Source organism: Pantoea sp. X-Soil-TKNS-1279 (genome assembly GCF_059730565.1).
Window position 1 is genome coordinate 1,497,654 of the sequence record NZ_AP035948.1, and the last position, 18,224, is coordinate 1,515,877.

Consider the following 18,224-nt stretch of genomic DNA (forward strand, 5'->3'; position numbering starts at 1 on the left):
TTACCACCAGGCAATTGTGCTATAACAGACGGCTTAACGGATTGAACTGTGGGAGAGTCATCTCATGAGCAACCTGGCCCGATTACCAAAGCCGGTGCTGTTACTGGAAGCCATCGGCGTGATCGCCGTGATTGGCGCACTGGCGTTAATTAATGACTGGATCGCGACGCCTGCCGCTATCAGTGAAAAGACGCTGGCGACGGTGTTGTTCATTGTCGGCATCGTGCTGATGCTGCCTGCCGCCTGGTTGATGATGTGGCGTACCGCCAAAGCGATGGCCCCCCAGTTGTTCAATCAACATGACAAAAAGAAGTAACCGGAGAGGATTATGACGCCGACCATTGATTTACTGTGCAGCCACCGTTCCATTCGTGCTTTTACCGATCAGGATATTGATCAGGCGCAGCGCGACGCCATTATTGCAGCGGCACAAGCGGCTTCAACCTCCAGTTTTTTGCAGTGTTCCTCGATTATTCGTATCACCGATCGGCAGAAGCGTGAGCAACTGGTGACACTGACTGGCGGGCAGCCGTGGGTGAGTGCCGCTGCGGAGTTTTGGGTGTTCTGCGCCGATTTTAATCGTCATCTGCAAATTTGCCCCGAAGCGCAACTGGGGCGAGCCGAGCAGTTATTGCTGGGTTGCGTGGATACCGCGCTGATGGCGCAGAATGCGATGATAGCAGCGGAATCGCTCGGTCTGGGTGGTGTGTTTATCGGCGGTATCCGCAACAACATCGCGGATGTCACCACGCTGCTCGGCCTGCCCAAGTTTGTGCTGCCATTATTTGGTTTCTGCATCGGCCATCCTGCCGCGGTGCCGGATATCAAACCCCGTATCCCGCAGGCGATGCTGGTGCATGAAAACACCTATCAACCTTTCGATGCGGCGGTGCTGGCGGAATACGACAGCCGCACCAGCATCTATTATCAACAGCGTGACAGCAATCAACGTGCGGAAACCTGGAGCGAGCTGATTCAACGCCTGATCATAAAAGAAACGCGTCCGTTTATGCTGGATTACCTGCACCAGCAGGGCTGGGCAACCCGTTAAGCACAAGGAATTCTGCGATGAAAATGGCCATTCTCTCCCGTGATGGACAGCTTTATTCGTGTAAGCGTCTGCGTGAAGCAGCGGAAGCGCGTGGTCATCAGGTGCAAATTATCGATCCGCTTTCCTGTTATATGAATATCAACCCGGCGTCGCCTGCGGTGCATTATCGCGGTGAACCGCTCGGGCATTTTGATGCGGTGATCCCGCGCATCGGATCCGCCATTACCTTTTACGGCACGGCGGTGCTGCGCCAGTTTGAGTTGTGCGGCAGCTATCCATTGAATGAGTCGGTGGCGATTACCCGGGCGCGTGACAAACTGCGTTCGCTGCAACTGCTGGCGCGCGAAGGGATCGATATGCCGGTCACTGGCTTTGCTTCGTCACCGGATGATACCGATGATCTGATCACCATGGTGGGCGGCGCGCCTTTGGTGGTGAAGCTGGTGGAAGGGACGCAGGGCATTGGCGTGGTGCTGGCGGAAACCCGTCAGGCGGCGGAGAGCGTGATCGATGCGTTTCGTGGTCTTAACGCGCATATTCTGGTGCAGGAGTTCATCAAAGAAGCGCAGGGGCGGGATATTCGCTGCCTGGTGATTGGCGATGAGGTGGTCGCGGCGATTGAACGCGCCGCCAAAGAGGGCGATTTTCGTTCCAATCTGCATCGCGGCGGCAAGGCTTACCCGGTGCGCATCACCGATCAGGAACGTGAGATTGCGGTCAAGGCGGCCAGCACCCTGGGGCTGGAAGTGGCTGGTGTTGACATTTTACGTGCCAACCGAGGGCCACTGGTGATGGAGGTGAATGCGTCTCCTGGTCTTGAGGGCATTGAATGCACCACCGGGATGAACATCGCTGCCATGATGATAGACTGGATTGAACAGCACGCGCTGCCCGGTTTCCGTCTTAAAACTGGTGGCTGAGACGCGCTTTTCAGCGTTTTTCGTGGCATCGATTTCATTTTTTCCGTAAGCTAAGGCGCTTATTTCTTCACCCCACGGGACATGACGATGGATTCACTGGTCGTTCCTGACATCGACGTGCTGCGTCGCTGGCTGGATCAACAAAATATCACCTGGTTCGAATGCGATGCCTGCCAGGCTTTGCATCTGCCGCATATGCAGAATTTTGACGGGGTGTTTGATGCAAAAATCGACCTTGTGGATGGTGTAATCCTGTTCTCAGCGCTGGCTGAAGTCAAACCGACGGCGTTGATTCCGCTGGTGGGCGATCTGTCGCAAATCAATGCCAGCTCCCTGACGGTGAAAGCCTTTATCGACATTCAGGATGATAATCTGCCGAAGCTGATTGTCTGCCAGTCGCTCAGTACCACCGCCGGATTAACCTTTGGTCAGTTCTCGCACTTTATGAAGCAAAGCGAGGAGCAGGTTTCTATGGTGATTATGGAAGCCTTCGCCAATAATTTGCTGATGATGGGCGAGGAAGAGGAGCGACAACCCAGCTCACTCGGCCGTGCGATGCTGCACTGATTTTCCTGTCTGATTAACTGCCGCTTTTTGCGGCAGTTTTCATTTTATCCCCACCACTTTTTATTCTGCATTTTGCCCTAAATCGCCAGATATTTGTCGTGCTTTATGCCGCGCATGCCGAACCCCATAGCAGAAACATGCATAACTTATCGCAAAAAGGCGTTTTTTACGCTGGGATCTGGTACAGGTGAGGCGGGGCGGCTATTCTTGCGGGGCTGCTTGAGACGTGCAACCTCAGCGCAGGTATAGGTTTTTACTATTAAACTCCCGCTGAATATTGATTCATTGTGTGCCTGTAAATAAACAGAAAACGCAACGTCCGGATCGCGTGTATGCAGCGTTGTGATGACCCGCTCAGGAGGAAGGAAAACATGTTCAACCAACGTAAAAAATGGTTGTCAGGTGTGGTTGCTGGTGTACTGATGACAGCGTCAGCTGGTTCACTGGCCGCAGATAAAACGCTGCACGTTTATAACTGGTCTGATTATATTTCGGCGGACACGGTTCCGAATTTCGAAAAAGAGACGGGCATTAAAGTCGTCTATGACGTGTTTGATTCCAATGAAGTACTGGAAGGCAAACTGATGGCCGGTAGCACCGGTTACGACGTGGTCGTGCCGTCGTCGAGCTTCCTCGCGCGACAGCTGCAATCTGGTGTGTTCCAGGAGCTGGATAAGAGCAAACTGCCGAACTACAAAAATCTCGACCCGGATCTGATGGCGAAAGTGGCTCAGCACGATCCAGGCAACAAATACGCGATTCCTTACCTGTGGGGCACCACCGGTATCGGCTATAACGTCGATAAAGTGAAAGCTATTCTGGGTAAAGACGCGCCGGTTGATAGCTGGGATCTGGTGTTGAAACCGGAAAACCTGGAAAAACTGAAAAGCTGTGGTGTTTCCTTCCTCGATGCGCCGGAAGAGATTTTTGCCACCGTGCTGAACTACCTCGGTAAAGATCCGAACAGCTCTGACCCGAAAGATTACTCCGGTGCAGCGACCGATCTGCTGCTGAAACTGCGTCCGAGCATTCGTTATTTCCACTCGTCGCAGTACATCAACGACCTGGCGAACGGCAACATTTGTGTGGCGATCGGTTGGTCGGGTGACATCCTGCAAGCGAAGGACCGTGCTGCTCAGGCGAAAAATGGCGTGAACCTGGCCTACAGCGTTCCGAAGCAGGGCGCACTGGCGTTCTTCGACATGATGGCGATTCCGAAAGATGCCAAGAATCTCGACGAAGCCTATCAGTGGCTGAACTACATCATGGATCCGAAAGTGATCGCCGACATCTCTAACAAGATGAACTATGCCAACGGCAACAAGGCGTCACTGCCGCTGATCAATGCCGATGTACGTAACAATCCAGGCATCTTCCCGCCAGCCGAGATTATGTCCAAGCTGTTCGTGTTGAAAGTCCAGGATCCGAAACTGGATCGTGTACGTACCCGTGCATGGACTAAAGTTAAAAGTGGTAAGTAATTCGTTCTGAACGGATTCACTTGTATTAGGACGACAACAGAGGCGCGGTGATGGCCTCTGTTGTGCCATTTTTAGCGGCTGATGTTAACAGTCGCTAAGCGTTGGAGATAAGTTAGTGAGCGACGCGATTCCCCGCCCCCATAACAAAACCGCAAAGGCATTAACGCCGCTGCTGGAAATCCGCAACCTGACCAAATCCTTTGACGGCCAGCACGCCGTGGATGATGTCAGCCTGACCATTTACAAAGGTGAAATTTTTGCTCTGCTCGGTCCTTCGGGCTGCGGCAAATCGACCCTGCTGCGTATGCTGGCAGGATTCGAGGTGCCGAGTAGCGGTCAGATTGTGTTGGATGGGCAGGATCTCTCCCATGTGCCGCCGTATCAGCGGCCGATCAACATGATGTTCCAGTCCTATGCGTTGTTCCCGCACATGACGGTGGAGCAAAATATCGCGTTTGGCCTCAAGCAGGACAAACTGCCGAAAGGCGAAATCGCCAGCCGCGTTGAAGAAATGCTGGCGCTGGTGCACATGCAGGAGTACGCCAAACGTAAACCGCATCAACTTTCTGGCGGTCAACGTCAGCGTGTGGCGCTGGCACGTAGTCTGGCTAAGCGTCCGAAGCTGCTGCTGCTGGATGAACCGATGGGGGCGCTGGATAAAAAGCTGCGCGACCGTATGCAACTGGAAGTGGTGGATATTCTGGAGCGCGTCGGCGTGACCTGCGTCATGGTGACCCACGACCAGGAAGAAGCGATGACCATGGCGGGACGTATCGCCATTATGAACCGTGGTAAATTCGCCCAGATCGGTGAGCCAGAAGAGATTTACGAACACCCAACCAACCGCTTCAGCGCCGAATTTATCGGCTCGGTAAATGTGTTTGAAGGATTGCTGCGTGAGCGCCGTGAAGATGGTCTGGTGCTGGAAAGCCCGGGTCTGGTGCATCCGCTGAAAGTGGAGACGGATGTCTCCATCGTCGATAACGTTCCGGTGCATGTGGCGCTGCGCCCGGAAAAAGTGATGCTGTGCGACGAAGTGCCTGCCGATGGTTGTAACTTCGCGGTGGGGGAAGTGGTACACATCGCCTATCTTGGCGATTTGTCGATCTACCATGTGCGTTTGCAGAGCGGTCAGATGATTAGCGCCCAGTTGCAGAACGCCCATCGTTACCGCAAAGGCGCGCCCACCTGGGGCGATGAAGTGCGCCTGTGCTGGGATGCAGACAGCTGTGTGGTTTTGACGGTTTAAGGAGGCGGAATGAGCCAGATTTCTCAACCCGGTGCCACGCAGGCTGAACAGCCGGGCACCCCGCTACAGCGCTGGGCCACGCGCATCAAAATGCAACATGGCCGTAAGCTGGTGATCGCACTGCCGTACCTGTGGCTGGTGCTGTTTTTCCTGCTGCCGTTCCTGATTGTGCTGAAAATCAGTTTTGCCGATATCGCGCGCGCGATCCCGCCTTATACCGATTTGGTCACCTGGGCTGATGATCAGCTCAATCTGGTGCTTAATCTCGGTAACTATCTGCAACTGACGGATGATCCGTTATACGCCGATGCCTATCTGCAATCGCTGAAAGTGGCGGCTATCTCCACCATTATCTGCCTGGTGATTGGTTATCCACTGGCGTGGGCGGTGGCGCACAGTAAGCCTTCCATGCGTACCATCCTACTGTTGCTGGTGATCCTGCCGTCATGGACGTCGTTCCTGGTACGTGTGTATGCCTGGATGGGGCTGCTGAACAATAACGGTATCCTCAACCGTTTCCTGATGTGGCTGGGCGTTATCGATCATCCGCTGGTGATCCTCTACACCAACACCGCAGTGTATATCGGTATTGTCTACTGCTATCTGCCGTTTATGGTGCTGCCCATTTATACCGCGCTGACGCGTATTGATTATTCGCTGGTGGAAGCCTCACTGGATCTGGGTGCGCGTCCGTTGAAGACCTTTTTCAGTGTCATTGTGCCGCTGACCAAAGGTGGGATTATCGCCGGTTCGATGCTGGTGTTTATCCCGGCGGTGGGTGAGTACGTCATCCCTGAATTGTTGGGCGGCCCGGACAGCATCATGATTGGACGTATCCTGTGGCAGGAGTTCTTCAACAACCGTGACTGGCCGGTGGCGTCAGCGCTGGCGGTGATCATTCTGTTGATTCTGATCCTGCCGATTGTCTGGTTCCACAAACATCAAAACCGTGAAATGGGAGAGAAGGGATGAATCAGTTACCGGCTATCCGCTCCCCCTGGCGTACCACGATTCTGGTGCTCGGCTTTCTGTTCCTGTATGCACCGATGCTGCTGCTGGTGGCCTATTCGTTTAACAGTTCACAACTGGTAACGGTGTGGGAGAGCTTCTCGTTCCACTGGTACCATGTGCTGTTCCAGGACGATGCGATGATCGATGCGGTGCTGCTCAGCCTGAGCATCGCCGCGATGTCTGCCAGTATGGCGGTGGTGTTGGGCACTATCGCAGCGGTGATTATCGTGCGTTTTGGCCGTTTTAAAGGGCACAACGGCTTTGCGTTTATGCTTACCGCGCCGCTGGTGATGCCGGACGTGATCACCGGGTTGTCGCTGTTGCTGCTGTTTGTGGCGATGGGCAATACCCTTGGCTGGCCGAGCGATCGTGGCATGCTGACTATCTGGTTGGCACACGTCACCTTCTGTACCGCTTATGTGGCGGTGGTAATCAACTCGCGCCTGCGTGAGTTGGACCGTTCGATTGAAGAAGCGGCAATGGATCTCGGCGCAACGCCCCTTAAGGTGTTCTTCGTGATTACCGTACCCATGATCGCCCCGGCCATCATTACGGGCTGGCTGCTGGCGTTTACCCTGTCGCTCGATGACCTGGTGATTGCCAGCTTTGTGACCGGTCCGGGTGCGACCACCTTGCCAATGGCGATCTTTGCCACCGTGCGTCGTGGCGTGAACCCGGAGATCAACGCCCTGGCATCGCTGATTCTGTTTGTCGTCGGTCTGGTCGGTTTTATCGCCTGGCGCTTTATGGCGCACGAAGAAAAGCAACGTTTGCGCGATATTCAGAAAGCAAGACGTGGCTGAAATCCGTAACATTTGCCACTATAGGAGAGGCTGGAGCTGACGTAATGTTGCTCAGGTAGGATACATCTCGTAGCGGCGCGATTTATCGCGCGGGGTTTTACACCTGCGACAGCGCGATAAATCGCGCCGCTACTGATTCGTGCAAACCTGATCAACATGATGGCGCAGCCAGCCTTTTGTTATGGAGTCGGTCGATGTCGGAAACCCTGAAAAAAGTGCCTTTGTTCACGCCTGCGCCGGTGTTGGTTGCCGGTATCGCCATTATTGCGACACGCTGCATCAGCGTGGTGATGCTGGCGAATGAACTGGGTTACGAAGAGTTAGTCAATTTTGTCCACCGTAGCGCTCAGGCCTGGGATTCCACCGTCATTTTCATTGCCAGCCAGCTGATCTTTTTGTTTGAGCTGCGCTGTGCTTTCACCCTGATGCGCGGCAGTAACCGAGGACGCTGGGGTTATGTGGCGACCCAGATTATCGTGCTGGGATATATGCTGATGGCGTCGATGGGCTGGATTTACCCGGAGATCTTCAGTATCGATGGCGAAACTAACGCGCAGATCATTCACCATACTCTGTCGCAGAAACTGCCGGATGTGATGGTTCTGCTACTGTTGTTTGTCCCGGCCAGCAGCCGCGCTTTTTTCCGGCGTCGGTGATACAATCGCCCCCCGTTTTTTTCTCCCGATTCAGAATACAGGCCCCACCATGCATTGCGCGCTTTATGATGCCGACCGCTGCCGTTCCTGCCAGTGGCTGGAAAAACCTTACCCGCAGCAGATTTCTGCGAAACAGTCGCTGCTGGAGCAACTGCTGGCGCAGCAGGCGGTAGGGGAGTGGTGCGCGCCGGTCACTTCGGTTGAACAGGGGTTCCGTAATAAAGCCAAGATGGTGGTGAGCGGCAGTGTCGAGCGTCCGGTGTTTGGCATGATGTCGCGTGATGGCGAGCCGGTTGATCTGTGCGCCTGCCCACTCTATCCCGCCAGTTTTGCTCCGGTGTTTGCCGTACTCAAACCCTTTATCGCCCGTGCCGGTTTAACACCGTATAACGTGGCGCGCAAACGTGGTGAGTTGAAGTTCCTGTTGCTGACGGAGAGCACCCAGGGCGGCATGATGCTGCGTTTCGTGCTGCGCTCTACCAGCAAACTGGAACAGTTACGCGCCGCGCTGCCGTGGCTGCAACAGCAACTGCCACAGCTGACGGTGATCTCTGCCAATATTCAGCCGGTGCATATGGCGATCCTCGAAGGCGAGGAAGAGATTGCGCTGACGCCTGATCAGGCGCTGGCCGAGAAGTTTAATCACGTACCGCTGTATATTCGCCCACAAAGTTTCTTCCAGACCAACCCACGGGTGGCAGCCAGTTTGTATGCTACCGCACGCGACTGGGTGGCGCAGTTGGCGGTGAGCAGCATGTGGGATCTGTTTTGTGGCGTAGGCGGTTTTGGTCTGCACTGTGCCAGCGCAGAGATGCAGTTAACCGGGATTGAGATCAACGCGGAAGCTATCGCCTGTGCTCGCCAGTCAGCTCAGCAACTGGGACTGGAGAAAGTCAGTTTTGCCGCGCTGGATTCCACCCAGTTCGCCACCTCGCGGGATCAGGTACCGGAGTTGGTGCTGGTCAATCCGCCACGCCGTGGCATTGGGGCTGAGTTATGCGCCTACCTTAGCCAGATGGCACCGGAATACATTCTCTATTCCAGCTGCAATCCGCATAGCATGGCGCAGGATATCGCGCGTCTGAGTGCCTATAGCGTCAGCCGCGTGCAGCTGTTCGATATGTTTCCCCACACCGCCCATTTCGAAGTGCTGACGTTACTGACTAAATGCTGAAGGGTGGGGCGACGCCGTGCTCATCCTGAACCGAGGACAGTGCAGAACCTGTCAGGCATCACACCGCGCCGACCCCATAGCTATTATTCGGGGAACCACTTCTGATTGAGTTGCTGATACGTACCGTTGGCTTTGATTGCCGCCAGCGCGCCATTCAGCTGATCGCGTAGTTCGGTATTACCTTTACGTACCGCAATGCCCAGCCCGGTGCCAAAATAACTGGCATCCGTCACATGCGCGCCAACCGGGGCCAGATCAGCATTAGTTTTCAGCCACTGATTTACCACGGCGGTATCACCGAATACGCCATCCAGACGGCCATTTTTCAGGTCGAGAATGGCGTTCTGGTAACTGTCATACGCCACCGCGACCACTTCCGGATGCTGCTCCAGCAGGTACTTCTGATGGGTGGTGCCGTTTTCCATACCAATCCGTTTGCCCTTCAACTGGGCGAAATCACTGAACTGGCCTTTACGCGCAATGACGACAGCTGAGTTGGCATAATAGGGTTGGGTGAAATCCACCTGTTTGCTGCGATCGGCGGTGATATCCATACCGGAGATGATGGCGTCATAGCGGCGGAATTTCAGAGAGGGGATCAAGCTGTCAAATGCGTTGTTGGTGAAGGTACATTCGGCCTTCATTTGTTGGCATAACGCTTTTGCCAGATCGATATCAAAGCCAACGATTTGATTTTCACGGTCCAGAGATTCAAATGGAGGATAAGTCGCGGAAGAGGCGAAGCGGATTTTCTCCGCCGCAAAGGCATTCATTGCCAGAGTTGCCAGTGCAGCAGCAACGATCCATTTTTTCATTTTTGAGGCTCCTGTAGATCATTTACGCCCGGAGGCGAACGCGTTACAAGATGCCATCGAATGCATCATTATGCAAGAATGTTGTATAAATAATGAAAAAAGGCGGGAAAACCCGCCTGGATATTAATTTCTACGCTCAAATGCCAGCGCGCGTCGTTCAATCAGGCGCATCATCAATGTCAGCAAACCATTGACGCACAGATACACTAAACCGGCGGCGGCGAACACCGTGACATCATAGGTGCGGCCATACAGCAATTGACCGTGGCCCATTACCTCCATCAGCGTGATGGTGTAGGCCAGAGAGGTACTTTTGAACACCAGCACCACCTCATTGGAGTAAGACGACAGCGCACGTTTAAACGCATACGGCAGCAGAATTCGCAGCGTGTCTTTACGATTCATCCCGAGGGCAGCACAGGATTGCCACTGACCGGAAGGAATGGCACGTACCGCGCCGTAAAACAATTGCGTAGTGTAGGCTGCGCTGTTGAGCGACAGCGCCAGCAGGGCGCACAGCCACGGCTGCGACAGCAAATGCCACAGCCAGGGAGTGTTCTGGATGCTGGGGAACTGGCCGGGGCCGTAGTAAATCAGGAAGATCTGCACCAGCAGCGGCGTACCGGTGAACACCGTGATGTAGCCTTTAACGAGGGCATTCAGCACCGGCACTTTCAGCGCCAGCACCACGGTGAACAGCAGCGACAACACCAGCGCGGCGATCAGTGAAGCGACGGTCAACGTCAGGCTGGTATGCAGACCTTTCAGCAGTTCGGGTAAATATTGCAGCATATCAGGCTCCCCGCTCAAAACGCGTGGTGCGCGATTCAATACGGCGCAGCACCGCCTGACTGAACAGCGTGATAATCAGATAGATGGCAGCGGCCACCAGATACCAGGTAAAGGGCTCCTGCGTACGGGTAGCGATGCTTTTGGTCTGCAACATCAGATCGTTAACGCTAATCAGCGACACCAGCGCGGTATCCTTCAGCAGCACCAGCCACTGGTTACCCAGGCCGGGTAATGCGTGACGCCACATCTGCGGCATGATCAGGCGGAAGAAAATCGCTGACTTCTTCATCCCCAGCGCCTGACCGGATTCCCACTGACCCACTGGCACCGCTTTTAACGCGCCGCGCAGGGTTTGTGATGCGTAAGCCGAGTAAAGCATCGCCAGCGCAATCACGCCGCACAGGAATGGGCTGACATCGAAGTTTTCAATCTGTACCTGCACCGGAATGCTGAACAGGCCAAGGTTGATATGGAAGCCATCCGACAGTGTCAGCAACAATTGCGAGGCACCGAAGTAGATAAACAGCACCACGAGGATTTCCGGCAGACCGCGAATCAGCGTCACCAAACCGGTGCCAACCCAGGCCAACGGCTGCCAGCGCACCGATTCCCAGCCAGCAAAAATCATCGCCAGCACAAGGCCGGCGATCAATGCACAAACGGCAAGGCCGACGGTCATACCGGCGGCGCTTGCGAGTGGAATCATTTCATTCATCAGAAATTACTGCTGAAACCATTTGTTGTAGATGGTTTTGTAAGTACCGTCGGCTTTGACTTTATCCAGCGCGGCGTTGAATTTTTCCTGCAACTCGGTGTTACCCATGCGCACCGCGATGCCAAGACCGGTGCCGAAGTAGGCTTTGTCGGTCACTTTATCACCCAGCGCGGCCAGGTTCGGGTTTTGCTTCAGCCACTCGTTGACCACCGCAGTGTCACCGAAGACGGCATCGATGCGGCCATTTTTCAGGTCGAGGATGGCGTTCTGGTAGCTGTCATACGGTACCACGGTGATGTCGCTGTGCTTATCAGACAGGTATTTCTGATGGGTAGTGCCGTTCTGCACGCCGACACGCTTGCCTTTCAGCGCCGCGACGTCCGCCACTTTGCCTTTCTGCGCGATAAACAGCGCCGAGTTGTCGTAGTAAGGTTTAGTGAACAGCACCTGCTTTTCACGCTCTGGCGTGATGTCCATACCAGCCATCACCGCGTCGAAACGGCGGAATTTCAGGCTCGGGATCAGGCTGTCAAAGGCCTGATTGGTGAAGGTACAGGTGGCATCAATCTCTTTACACAAGGCATTGGCCAAATCGACATCAAAGCCCTGAATTTTATTGTCAGAATCGACGAATTCAAACGGAGGATAAGAGGCCTCGGTCGCGAAACGCAGGGTCTGCGCAGCGGAAGCGCTCAGACTCAAACCAGCAAGCAGTGCAGCAAGTACGACTTTTTTCATTAGAGACATCCTGACTTAGTGCGAAAGATAGTGAGCAAACGCGTCGGTTTGCGGCTGTATAAAGTGGCTGGCGTCGCCCTGTTCCACAATGTGGCCATTTTCCATGTACACCACACGACTGGCGGTCTTACGTGCGAATTCCACTTCATGGGTGACGATCACCTGGGTAATCCTGGTCTGCGCCAGCTCATTGATAATGCTGACGATCTGCGCGGTGATTTCCGGGTCGAGTGCGGCGGTCGGCTCATCGAACAATAACACCTGGGGTTCCATCATCAGCGCGCGTGCAATCGCCACGCGTTGTTGCTGGCCACCGGAAAGGTGCAAGGGAAAACGCTCGGCATAAGGGGTCAGACGCAGACGATCCAGCAGTTTTTCGGCGCGCGCACGGGCCTGATCCTTGCTTAAACCCAGCACGCGGCAGGGCGCTTCGATCAGGTTTTGCAGCACCGTCAGATGCGGCCACAAGTTGTATTGTTGGAACACCATACCCACGTTCTGACGCAATTCACGAATCGCGCTGTCAGACGGAGTCTTACTGAAGTCGAAATGATTACCGGCGATCTGCAAACTGCCAGAACGCGGCTGCTCCAGCAGATTCAGCACGCGCAGGAGTGAACTTTTCCCCGCGCCGCTCGGACCGAGCAACACCAGCGTCTCGCCCTGTGGGCAGGCCAGGTTGATATCGAACAGCGCCTGATGGGCACCGTAAAAACAGTTAATGCCGGTTAGTTGAATACTCATGCGCAATAAATGAATAGCAATTGATGCCGCGAATCTTAACGTCACCAGAATAGTTATGCAATTGAGGTGGGTTAAAATTTATTAAACAGCAGTTAAAGGTAAAAAGCGTAGCACAATATCTCGACATCGCGGTATGGCAGACAAAAAGCGCGATAAATCGCGCCGCTACGCTCAGGGTGGATATGGTCGCGGCGTGATTCAGGTAATTAACGCTCCTCCAGCAACTGGCTCAGCGAGCCACCACCCGGATGCGGCCAGTTGCCAACGTAACGCACATCATCCACTACCCAACAACTGCCTTCGTGGATCATCAGTACTTCGTCCTGCCACTTCTTATCGCCCCGCGTCAGGTCAACACGCAGCGGGATATTGCGGGCATCCCGGTTGGGGATGGAGGAGGCGCTGGCTACCTCAGCAGAGGTGGGGCCTTGCGCCAGGCTGGAGAACAGGTCACCACTGCGCCAGTCGGCAGGTTTATTGCTCAACCCGTTTGACTGCACCAGCTTCTGATACAACCGGTCGCTCAGGTAGGGACGATATTTCGCTAGCAGCGCATTATCCGGCAGGCCCTGGGTTGGTTGGCTGACACGTAAATCGTAGAATTGCTGCGCCACGCTATCCGGGCCGCCTTCGACACACGACGCCATACGTGGACCATTATCCTTTATCACGGGCTCAACGGTGGTACAGGCGCTGAGCAGCACCGCTACGGGAACAACTAGCGCAAAAGCATTGTTTCTCATCTCGATTTCCTTATTGTTCACTGGCAAAGCGGCATAATTAGCATAAAGTATAGCGTTGGTTTCGGTGCCAGACGGGGGAGAGAATGTTGATGTGGCTGATGCGTGGTGGGTTGCTGCTGGCGATGCTGATCCTGAGCGGGTGTCAGTCGGCGATTGAAGCACGCCACGGCTATTGGGTTGATACCTCCCACCCGGCGCAAGGCGCGCGGCCACGTATTAAGGTGGTGGTGATCCACTACACCGCCGAAGATCTTCCCTCCTCGCTGGCGACCTTGACCGATCGTGAAGTCAGCGCGCATTACCTGATTCCGGCGCAACCCGAACAGCGCAGAGGAAAAGGGGTGATCTGGCAACTGGTGCCCGAAAGTCAATTGGCCTGGCACGCCGGACCGAGTTTCTGGCGCGGCGCGACGCGTATCAACGACACCTCGATTGGCATTGAACTGGTAAACAGCGGCTATCAACGCACGCTGGTCGGATTGCGTTGGCAGCCGTTCAGCCCGGCACAAATCGCGGCGCTGGAAGCCTTAGTCAAAGACATCACCAAGCGTTACGGTATTTCGCCGGAAAATGTGGTGGGGCACAGCGATATCGCGCCGCAGCGCAAACAGGATCCTGGTCCACTGTTTCCGTGGCAGCAACTGGCGCAGCAGGGGATTGGGGCCTGGCCCGATACAGCCACGGTACAGCGTTACCTTGGCGATCAGGCCGCCGATGCGTTGGTTGATCAACAAGCATTATTGGATGTGTTACAGCGCTACGGTTATGACGTCACGGCTGCCACCACGCCTGCGATGCAGCGTAAGGTGATTGCGGCATTTCAGATGCATTTCAGGCCACGGGATTACCGTGGCCTGGCGGATGCAGAGACGCTGGCAATTGTCCGCGCGTTACTGGCGAAATATGGTGCTGCCTGAGGTTATGCCTGTTGCAGGAAGGCCTGCCAGTGAGAGACCAGTTGTGCCAGATCGTCACGGCTGACATCCAGATGGGTAACAATACGCGTTACCGGGCCGACGCTAATCAACACGTCATGCGCCTTCAGCCACGCTTTTAACCCTTCAACCTGCTGCGGTGGGACCTGTACAAATAACATATTGGTTTGCTGGCTTACCACCGTCACGCCCAGCGCTTGCAACTGCTCGCCCAGCCAGGCCGCGTTGTCATGGTCGTCCTGCAAACGCGCCACGTTATGTTGCAGCGCATACAGGCCTGCGGCCGCCAGAATTCCGGCCTGACGCATCCCGCCGCCGGTCATTTTGCGCCAGCGGCGAGCCTGTTCAATATACGCAGCATCACCGCACAGCAGCGATCCCACTGGGGTGCCAAGCCCTTTGGACAGGCAGATGGTCAGGGTGTCGCAGTAACGGGCTATCTTTTCCAGCGTGGTGTTTTGCGCCACCACCGCGTTGAAGATACGCGCGCCGTCAATATGCAACGCCAGCTTATGTTCACGGGTGAATTGCCACGCTTGCTCCAGATACGCGAGTGGTAGCACTTTGCCGTGATGGGTGTTTTCCAGGCTAAGCAGCCGGGTGCGGGCAAAGTGGATATCGTCCGGCTTAATAGCGGCGGCGACATCGGCCAGCGGCAAGGTACCGTCTTCAGCCGCCAGAATCGGTTGAGGCTGAATGCTGCCCAGCACTGCCGCACCACCGGCTTCGTATTTGTAGTTATGCGCCTGCTGTCCAACGATATACTCTTCACCGCGCTGGCAGTGGCTCAATAGCGCCACGAGATTCGCTTGTGTACCGGTAGGAAAAAATAACGCGGCTTCTTTGCCGCTCAGACATGCAGCTTCGGCTTCCAGTGCATTGACGGTAGGATCGTCACGATAAACATCATCGCCGGTTTCAGCCGCCATCATGGCGTCCAACATGGCGGAACTCGGGCGGGTTACGGTATCACTGCGTAAATCGATCACGTCGCTCTCCTGAAAGAAAAAGCGGGCTGAGCGCCCGCATACGATTTTTTGGTTTGCTGAAACCGTTTTACCTCAGCCAGTTGGTTTTCGCCAGCTCCACAACTTCATCGCCACGACCATTCAGAATCGCGCGCAGCATATACAAACTGAAGCCTTTGGCCTGTTCCAGTTTGATTTGTGGTGGGATAGCCAACTCTTCTTTGGCGGTAATCACATCCAGCAGCACCGGACCATCATGGGCGAATGCTTCCTCCAGCGCGCTGTCGAGCGCCGAGGCTTGCTCTACCCGAATCCCTTTGATGCCACAGGCGGTGGCGATGGCCGCAAAGTCAGGATTTTCCAGTTCGGTGCCATCAGTGAGATAGCCTCCGGCTTTCATCTCCATCGCCACAAACCCCAGCACGCTATTGTTGAAGATCACCAGCTTTACCGGCAGCTTCAGTTGTGCCACGGAAATAAAATCGCCCATAAGCATGCTGAATCCGCCATCGCCACACAGCGCCACCACCTGACGGTCGCGGTTGAGCGCCTGTGCGCCTAATGCCTGGGGCATCGCGTTAGCCATCGAACCGTGATTAAACGAGCCGAGCAGCCGCCGCTTACCGTTCATTTTCAGATAACGTGCAGCCCAAACCGTGGGGGTGCCGACATCGCAGGTAAAGATGGCATCATCAGCGGCAAAATGGCTGATTTGCTGCGCCAGATATTGAGGATGGATTGCCTGTTTATCATTGGCGGTTGCCAGCTCGTCCAGCCCTTTGCGGGCATCGGCATAGTGTTCCAATGCGTTGTCAAGGTGCTGACGATCGCTTTTGCTGGTGAGCTGTGGCTGCAATGCCAGCAGGGTGGCTTTGATATCGCCCACCAACGCCATATCCACATGGCTATGCGCGCCGAGACTGGCGGGATTGATATCAATCTGAATAATGTTGGCTTCTGCCGGGTAGAAGGGACGGTAGGGGAATTGCGTACCCAGCAGCACCAACGTGTCGGCGTTCATCATGGCGTGAAAACCGGAAGAAAAACCGATCAGACCGGTCATGCCAACATCAAAAGGATTGTCGTACTCGATATGTTCTTTGCCACGCATCGCGTGTACCACCGGTGCTTTCAGCGTCTCCGCCAGCTTTACCACTTCAGCATGCGCACCGGCGCAACCGCTGCCGCACAGCAGGGTAATATTTTTTGCGCCATTCAGCGTCAACGCCAGTCGGGCGATTTCACTGGCGGACGGCACCACCTGCGGCAATTGTGGCGGATACCAATCGGCGCGTGCGCCTTCTGGGGCTGCTTTCAGTGCCACATCACCGGGTAATACCACCACCGAAACGCCACGATTGAGGATGGCTTTACGCATCGCGATGCCCAGCACCTGCGGCAGCTGCTCCGGGTTGGACACCAGCTCGCAATAGTGGCTGCATTCGCGGAACAACTCCTGGGGGTGGGTTTCCTGAAAATAGCCACTGCCGATTTCACTGGATGGGATGTGCGCGGCAATGGCCAGCACCGGGACATGATTGCGATGGCAATCAAACAGGCCATTGATCAGGTGAAGATTGCCCGGCCCGCAGGAACCGGCACACACCGCCAGTTGCCCACTGATTTGCGCTTCGGCACCGGCGGCAAAAGCAGCGACTTCCTCATGTCGGGTGGGCATCCACTGGATGGTGCCCATGCGGTTGAGGCTGTCATTTAGCCCATTCAATGAATCGCCAGTTACGCCCCAGATGCGTTTCACACCTGCGTTTTCCAAGGTTTTCGCCAGCAGCGCTGCAACAGTTTGCTTCATCAAACACTCCTTTCCGGGAAAATGAGGTCAGTCTGAAGCGTAGACGATGGGATAACCGCGCAGCCGTGAAAAAATGCGCTGCGCGTAATCGGGTCAGGCGGAGAACAGGGCGATCAGAATCGGCGCCAGCAGGCTCATGATAAAGCCGTGCACAATGGCCGCCGGGACAATCTCCATCCCCCCTGCGCGCTGCAAGATGGGGAGGGTGAAATCCATTGAGGTGGCACCGCTCAACCCCAACGCCGTGCAGCGATGGCGTGTGACCAGCAGGGGAATTAGCATGATGGCGAATAATTCGCGTAGCAGGTCATTGAAGAACGCTGCACTGCCCATCACCGGGCCGAAGGCTTCGGTCATCAGAATGCCGGAGAGGGAGTACCAGCCAAATCCGCTCGCCAGTGCCAACCCGGTTTTTAGCGGCAAACCCAGTAACGTAGCAGCCAGAGCACCGCCACACAGGGCGCTGACCAGCGATACCCCCGCCACCAACAGGCCACGGCGATTCAACATAATCTGCCGTAATGTCATGCCGCTGCCGCGCAACTGAATGCCGACCAGGAAAAGCATCAGGATCAACGCGTATTCGCTGGCGGTGGCAGCGTGACGCAGAGGGGACGCATGGGTCAATCCCAGCAGAAATCCCGCGGCAACAGTGGCACACAATTTCACCGATTCCAGCGCCATATGCCAGCGTGAGGGCAATGTTTGCGGGCGATGGTTATGCTGCCACGGATAACGTTTTTCCAGTAACCACAGCGCGCCCAGCGAGCAGGCAAGGATACACAACATGCTGATGAGCGCGGTATGGAAGATCGTCAGCAGATTGCTACCAAGATTGTCGAGAAACGCCAGGCTGATGCCCATAAAAAACAGGATCAGGTAAACAATGTGTCCCAACGAGCGGTTGGCGATTTTCAACAGACGTGGGCTTTGCTGTGGCAACAACCAGCCGAGGATCAGTGGCAGCAGGATAATGATCAATCCGGTATACATCATGTGATTCGTCCCTGAAAAAATGAGGCGTCACGCTAACGAAAAATATCTGAAGTGTA

General features: G+C 55.2%; 20 protein-coding genes. 11 read left to right on the plus strand and 9 right to left on the minus strand.

All coding sequences use genetic code 11. The features are described from left to right. The first annotated feature begins 64 nt into the window (after positions 1-64). The 10 genes from AC6I8N_RS06990 to rlmC all read left to right on the plus strand — a co-directional run bounded on the left by AC6I8N_RS06990 (position 65) and on the right by rlmC (position 8,912). Entirely contained in the window at positions 65-316 is a 252-nt protein-coding gene (locus AC6I8N_RS06990; protein ID WP_497830351.1) for a DUF1418 family protein, read from the plus strand. Between the two features lie 12 nt (positions 317-328). Beyond that, positions 329-1,051 (plus strand): oxygen-insensitive NADPH nitroreductase, encoded by a 723-nt coding sequence (gene nfsA, locus AC6I8N_RS06995; RefSeq protein WP_021182567.1) that lies wholly within the window; start codon positions 329-331, stop codon positions 1,049-1,051. A 17-nt stretch (positions 1,052-1,068) separates the two neighbouring features. Further along, a complete protein-coding gene (gene rimK / locus AC6I8N_RS07000) occupies positions 1,069-1,971 on the plus strand; it encodes a 30S ribosomal protein S6--L-glutamate ligase (protein WP_021182568.1) in 903 nt (300 codons plus the stop codon). Between the two features lie 87 nt (positions 1,972-2,058). Further along, positions 2,059-2,538, plus strand: coding sequence for a YbjN domain-containing protein (locus AC6I8N_RS07005; RefSeq protein WP_013508474.1), 480 nt, complete (start codon positions 2,059-2,061; stop codon positions 2,536-2,538). 371 nt (positions 2,539-2,909) lie between these two features. Further along, positions 2,910-4,019, plus strand: a complete 1,110-nt coding sequence (gene potF / locus AC6I8N_RS07010; RefSeq protein ID WP_021182569.1) for a spermidine/putrescine ABC transporter substrate-binding protein PotF — start codon at positions 2,910-2,912, stop codon at positions 4,017-4,019. A 115-nt stretch (positions 4,020-4,134) separates the two neighbouring features. Next, positions 4,135-5,268: a putrescine ABC transporter ATP-binding subunit PotG gene (gene potG / locus AC6I8N_RS07015; RefSeq protein WP_021182570.1), complete on the plus strand. Its 1,134-nt coding sequence runs from the start codon at positions 4,135-4,137 to the stop codon at positions 5,266-5,268. Positions 5,269-5,277: 9 nt separating this feature from the next. Beyond that, positions 5,278-6,240 carry a putrescine ABC transporter permease PotH gene (potH, locus tag AC6I8N_RS07020; RefSeq protein WP_021182571.1) on the plus strand — a complete coding sequence of 321 codons (963 nt, stop codon included), beginning with the start codon at positions 5,278-5,280 and terminating at the stop codon, positions 6,238-6,240. Continuing rightward, positions 6,237-7,082: a putrescine ABC transporter permease PotI gene (gene potI / locus AC6I8N_RS07025; RefSeq protein ID WP_497830352.1), complete on the plus strand. Its 846-nt coding sequence runs from the start codon at positions 6,237-6,239 to the stop codon at positions 7,080-7,082. Before potH ends, potI begins: the two co-directional genes overlap by 4 nt. A 194-nt stretch (positions 7,083-7,276) precedes the next feature. Further along, on the plus strand, positions 7,277-7,738 hold the full coding sequence (locus AC6I8N_RS07030) for a YbjO family protein (RefSeq protein WP_036624572.1): 462 nt from the start codon (positions 7,277-7,279) through the stop codon (positions 7,736-7,738). Positions 7,739-7,787: 49 nt separating this feature from the next. After that, positions 7,788-8,912, plus strand: a complete 1,125-nt coding sequence (gene rlmC, locus AC6I8N_RS07035; protein WP_497830353.1) for a 23S rRNA (uracil(747)-C(5))-methyltransferase RlmC — start codon at positions 7,788-7,790, stop codon at positions 8,910-8,912. An 83-nt stretch (positions 8,913-8,995) separates the two neighbouring features. Here rlmC and artJ (AC6I8N_RS07040) read toward each other — a convergent pair whose 3' ends face one another. From artJ (AC6I8N_RS07040) to AC6I8N_RS07065, 6 genes are all read right to left on the minus strand, one after another. Next, positions 8,996-9,727 carry an arginine ABC transporter substrate-binding protein gene (artJ, locus tag AC6I8N_RS07040; protein ID WP_208725110.1) on the minus strand — a complete coding sequence of 244 codons (732 nt, stop codon included), beginning with the start codon at positions 9,725-9,727 and terminating at the stop codon, positions 8,996-8,998. A 123-nt stretch (positions 9,728-9,850) separates the two neighbouring features. Continuing rightward, entirely contained in the window at positions 9,851-10,519 is a 669-nt protein-coding gene (artM, locus tag AC6I8N_RS07045) for an arginine ABC transporter permease ArtM (protein ID WP_497830354.1), read from the minus strand. Between the two features lies 1 nt (position 10,520). Continuing rightward, complete coding sequence (artQ, locus tag AC6I8N_RS07050) at positions 10,521-11,234, minus strand: arginine ABC transporter permease ArtQ (protein WP_208725112.1); 714 nt, start codon at positions 11,232-11,234, stop codon at positions 10,521-10,523. A gap of 6 nt (positions 11,235-11,240) precedes the next feature. After that, the gene (artJ, locus tag AC6I8N_RS07055) at positions 11,241-11,972 is read right to left on the minus strand and encodes an arginine ABC transporter substrate-binding protein (protein ID WP_021182578.1); all 732 of its coding nucleotides are present in this window, start codon (positions 11,970-11,972) and stop codon (positions 11,241-11,243) included. 15 nt (positions 11,973-11,987) lie between these two features. After that, positions 11,988-12,716, minus strand: a complete 729-nt coding sequence (gene artP, locus AC6I8N_RS07060; RefSeq protein WP_497830355.1) for an arginine ABC transporter ATP-binding protein ArtP — start codon at positions 12,714-12,716, stop codon at positions 11,988-11,990. 206 nt (positions 12,717-12,922) lie between these two features. Continuing rightward, on the minus strand, positions 12,923-13,459 hold the full coding sequence (locus AC6I8N_RS07065) for a lipoprotein (protein ID WP_036624578.1): 537 nt from the start codon (positions 13,457-13,459) through the stop codon (positions 12,923-12,925). Positions 13,460-13,542: 83 nt separating this feature from the next. Here AC6I8N_RS07065 and AC6I8N_RS07070 point away from each other — a divergent pair, with 83 nt between their 5' ends. Beyond that, positions 13,543-14,376 (plus strand): N-acetylmuramoyl-L-alanine amidase, encoded by an 834-nt coding sequence (locus AC6I8N_RS07070; protein ID WP_497830356.1) that lies wholly within the window; start codon positions 13,543-13,545, stop codon positions 14,374-14,376. A gap of 2 nt (positions 14,377-14,378) precedes the next feature. Here the strand turns inward: AC6I8N_RS07070 and ltaE are convergent, their stop codons facing one another. The 3 genes from ltaE to AC6I8N_RS07085 all read right to left on the minus strand — a co-directional run bounded on the left by ltaE (position 14,379) and on the right by AC6I8N_RS07085 (position 18,165). Next, positions 14,379-15,383 (minus strand): low-specificity L-threonine aldolase, encoded by a 1,005-nt coding sequence (ltaE, locus tag AC6I8N_RS07075; protein WP_497830357.1) that lies wholly within the window; start codon positions 15,381-15,383, stop codon positions 14,379-14,381. Positions 15,384-15,450: 67 nt separating this feature from the next. Next, the gene (gene poxB, locus AC6I8N_RS07080) at positions 15,451-17,172 is read right to left on the minus strand and encodes a ubiquinone-dependent pyruvate dehydrogenase (protein WP_497830358.1); all 1,722 of its coding nucleotides are present in this window, start codon (positions 17,170-17,172) and stop codon (positions 15,451-15,453) included. Positions 17,173-17,265: 93 nt separating this feature from the next. Next, positions 17,266-18,165, minus strand: a complete 900-nt coding sequence (locus AC6I8N_RS07085) for a LysO family transporter (RefSeq protein ID WP_415174084.1) — start codon at positions 18,163-18,165, stop codon at positions 17,266-17,268. Positions 18,166-18,224 lie beyond the last annotated feature (59 nt).

What these genes read in the sequence shown, in the direction of transcription:
- AC6I8N_RS06990 (WP_497830351.1), top strand. Translation starts at nt 65, where the DNA reads ATGAGCAACCTGGCCCGATTACCAAAGCCGGTGCTGTTACTGGAAGCC.
- nfsA (WP_021182567.1), top strand. Translation starts at nt 329, where the DNA reads ATGACGCCGACCATTGATTTACTGTGCAGCCACCGTTCCATTCGTGCT.
- rimK (WP_021182568.1), top strand. Translation starts at nt 1,069, where the DNA reads ATGAAAATGGCCATTCTCTCCCGTGATGGACAGCTTTATTCGTGTAAG.
- AC6I8N_RS07005 (WP_013508474.1), top strand. Translation starts at nt 2,059, where the DNA reads ATGGATTCACTGGTCGTTCCTGACATCGACGTGCTGCGTCGCTGGCTG.
- potF (WP_021182569.1), top strand. Translation starts at nt 2,910, where the DNA reads ATGTTCAACCAACGTAAAAAATGGTTGTCAGGTGTGGTTGCTGGTGTA.
- potH (WP_021182571.1), top strand. Translation starts at nt 5,278, where the DNA reads ATGAGCCAGATTTCTCAACCCGGTGCCACGCAGGCTGAACAGCCGGGC.
- potI (WP_497830352.1), top strand. Translation starts at nt 6,237, where the DNA reads ATGAATCAGTTACCGGCTATCCGCTCCCCCTGGCGTACCACGATTCTG.
- AC6I8N_RS07030 (WP_036624572.1), top strand. Translation starts at nt 7,277, where the DNA reads ATGTCGGAAACCCTGAAAAAAGTGCCTTTGTTCACGCCTGCGCCGGTG.
- rlmC (WP_497830353.1), top strand. Translation starts at nt 7,788, where the DNA reads ATGCATTGCGCGCTTTATGATGCCGACCGCTGCCGTTCCTGCCAGTGG.
- artJ (WP_208725110.1), bottom strand. Translation starts at nt 9,727, where the DNA reads ATGAAAAAATGGATCGTTGCTGCTGCACTGGCAACTCTGGCAATGAAT.
- artM (WP_497830354.1), bottom strand. Translation starts at nt 10,519, where the DNA reads ATGCTGCAATATTTACCCGAACTGCTGAAAGGTCTGCATACCAGCCTG.
- artQ (WP_208725112.1), bottom strand. Translation starts at nt 11,234, where the DNA reads ATGAATGAAATGATTCCACTCGCAAGCGCCGCCGGTATGACCGTCGGC.
- artJ (WP_021182578.1), bottom strand. Translation starts at nt 11,972, where the DNA reads ATGAAAAAAGTCGTACTTGCTGCACTGCTTGCTGGTTTGAGTCTGAGC.
- artP (WP_497830355.1), bottom strand. Translation starts at nt 12,716, where the DNA reads ATGAGTATTCAACTAACCGGCATTAACTGTTTTTACGGTGCCCATCAG.
- AC6I8N_RS07065 (WP_036624578.1), bottom strand. Translation starts at nt 13,459, where the DNA reads ATGAGAAACAATGCTTTTGCGCTAGTTGTTCCCGTAGCGGTGCTGCTC.
- AC6I8N_RS07070 (WP_497830356.1), top strand. Translation starts at nt 13,543, where the DNA reads ATGTTGATGTGGCTGATGCGTGGTGGGTTGCTGCTGGCGATGCTGATC.
- poxB (WP_497830358.1), bottom strand. Translation starts at nt 17,172, where the DNA reads ATGAAGCAAACTGTTGCAGCGCTGCTGGCGAAAACCTTGGAAAACGCA.
- AC6I8N_RS07085 (WP_415174084.1), bottom strand. Translation starts at nt 18,165, where the DNA reads ATGTATACCGGATTGATCATTATCCTGCTGCCACTGATCCTCGGCTGG.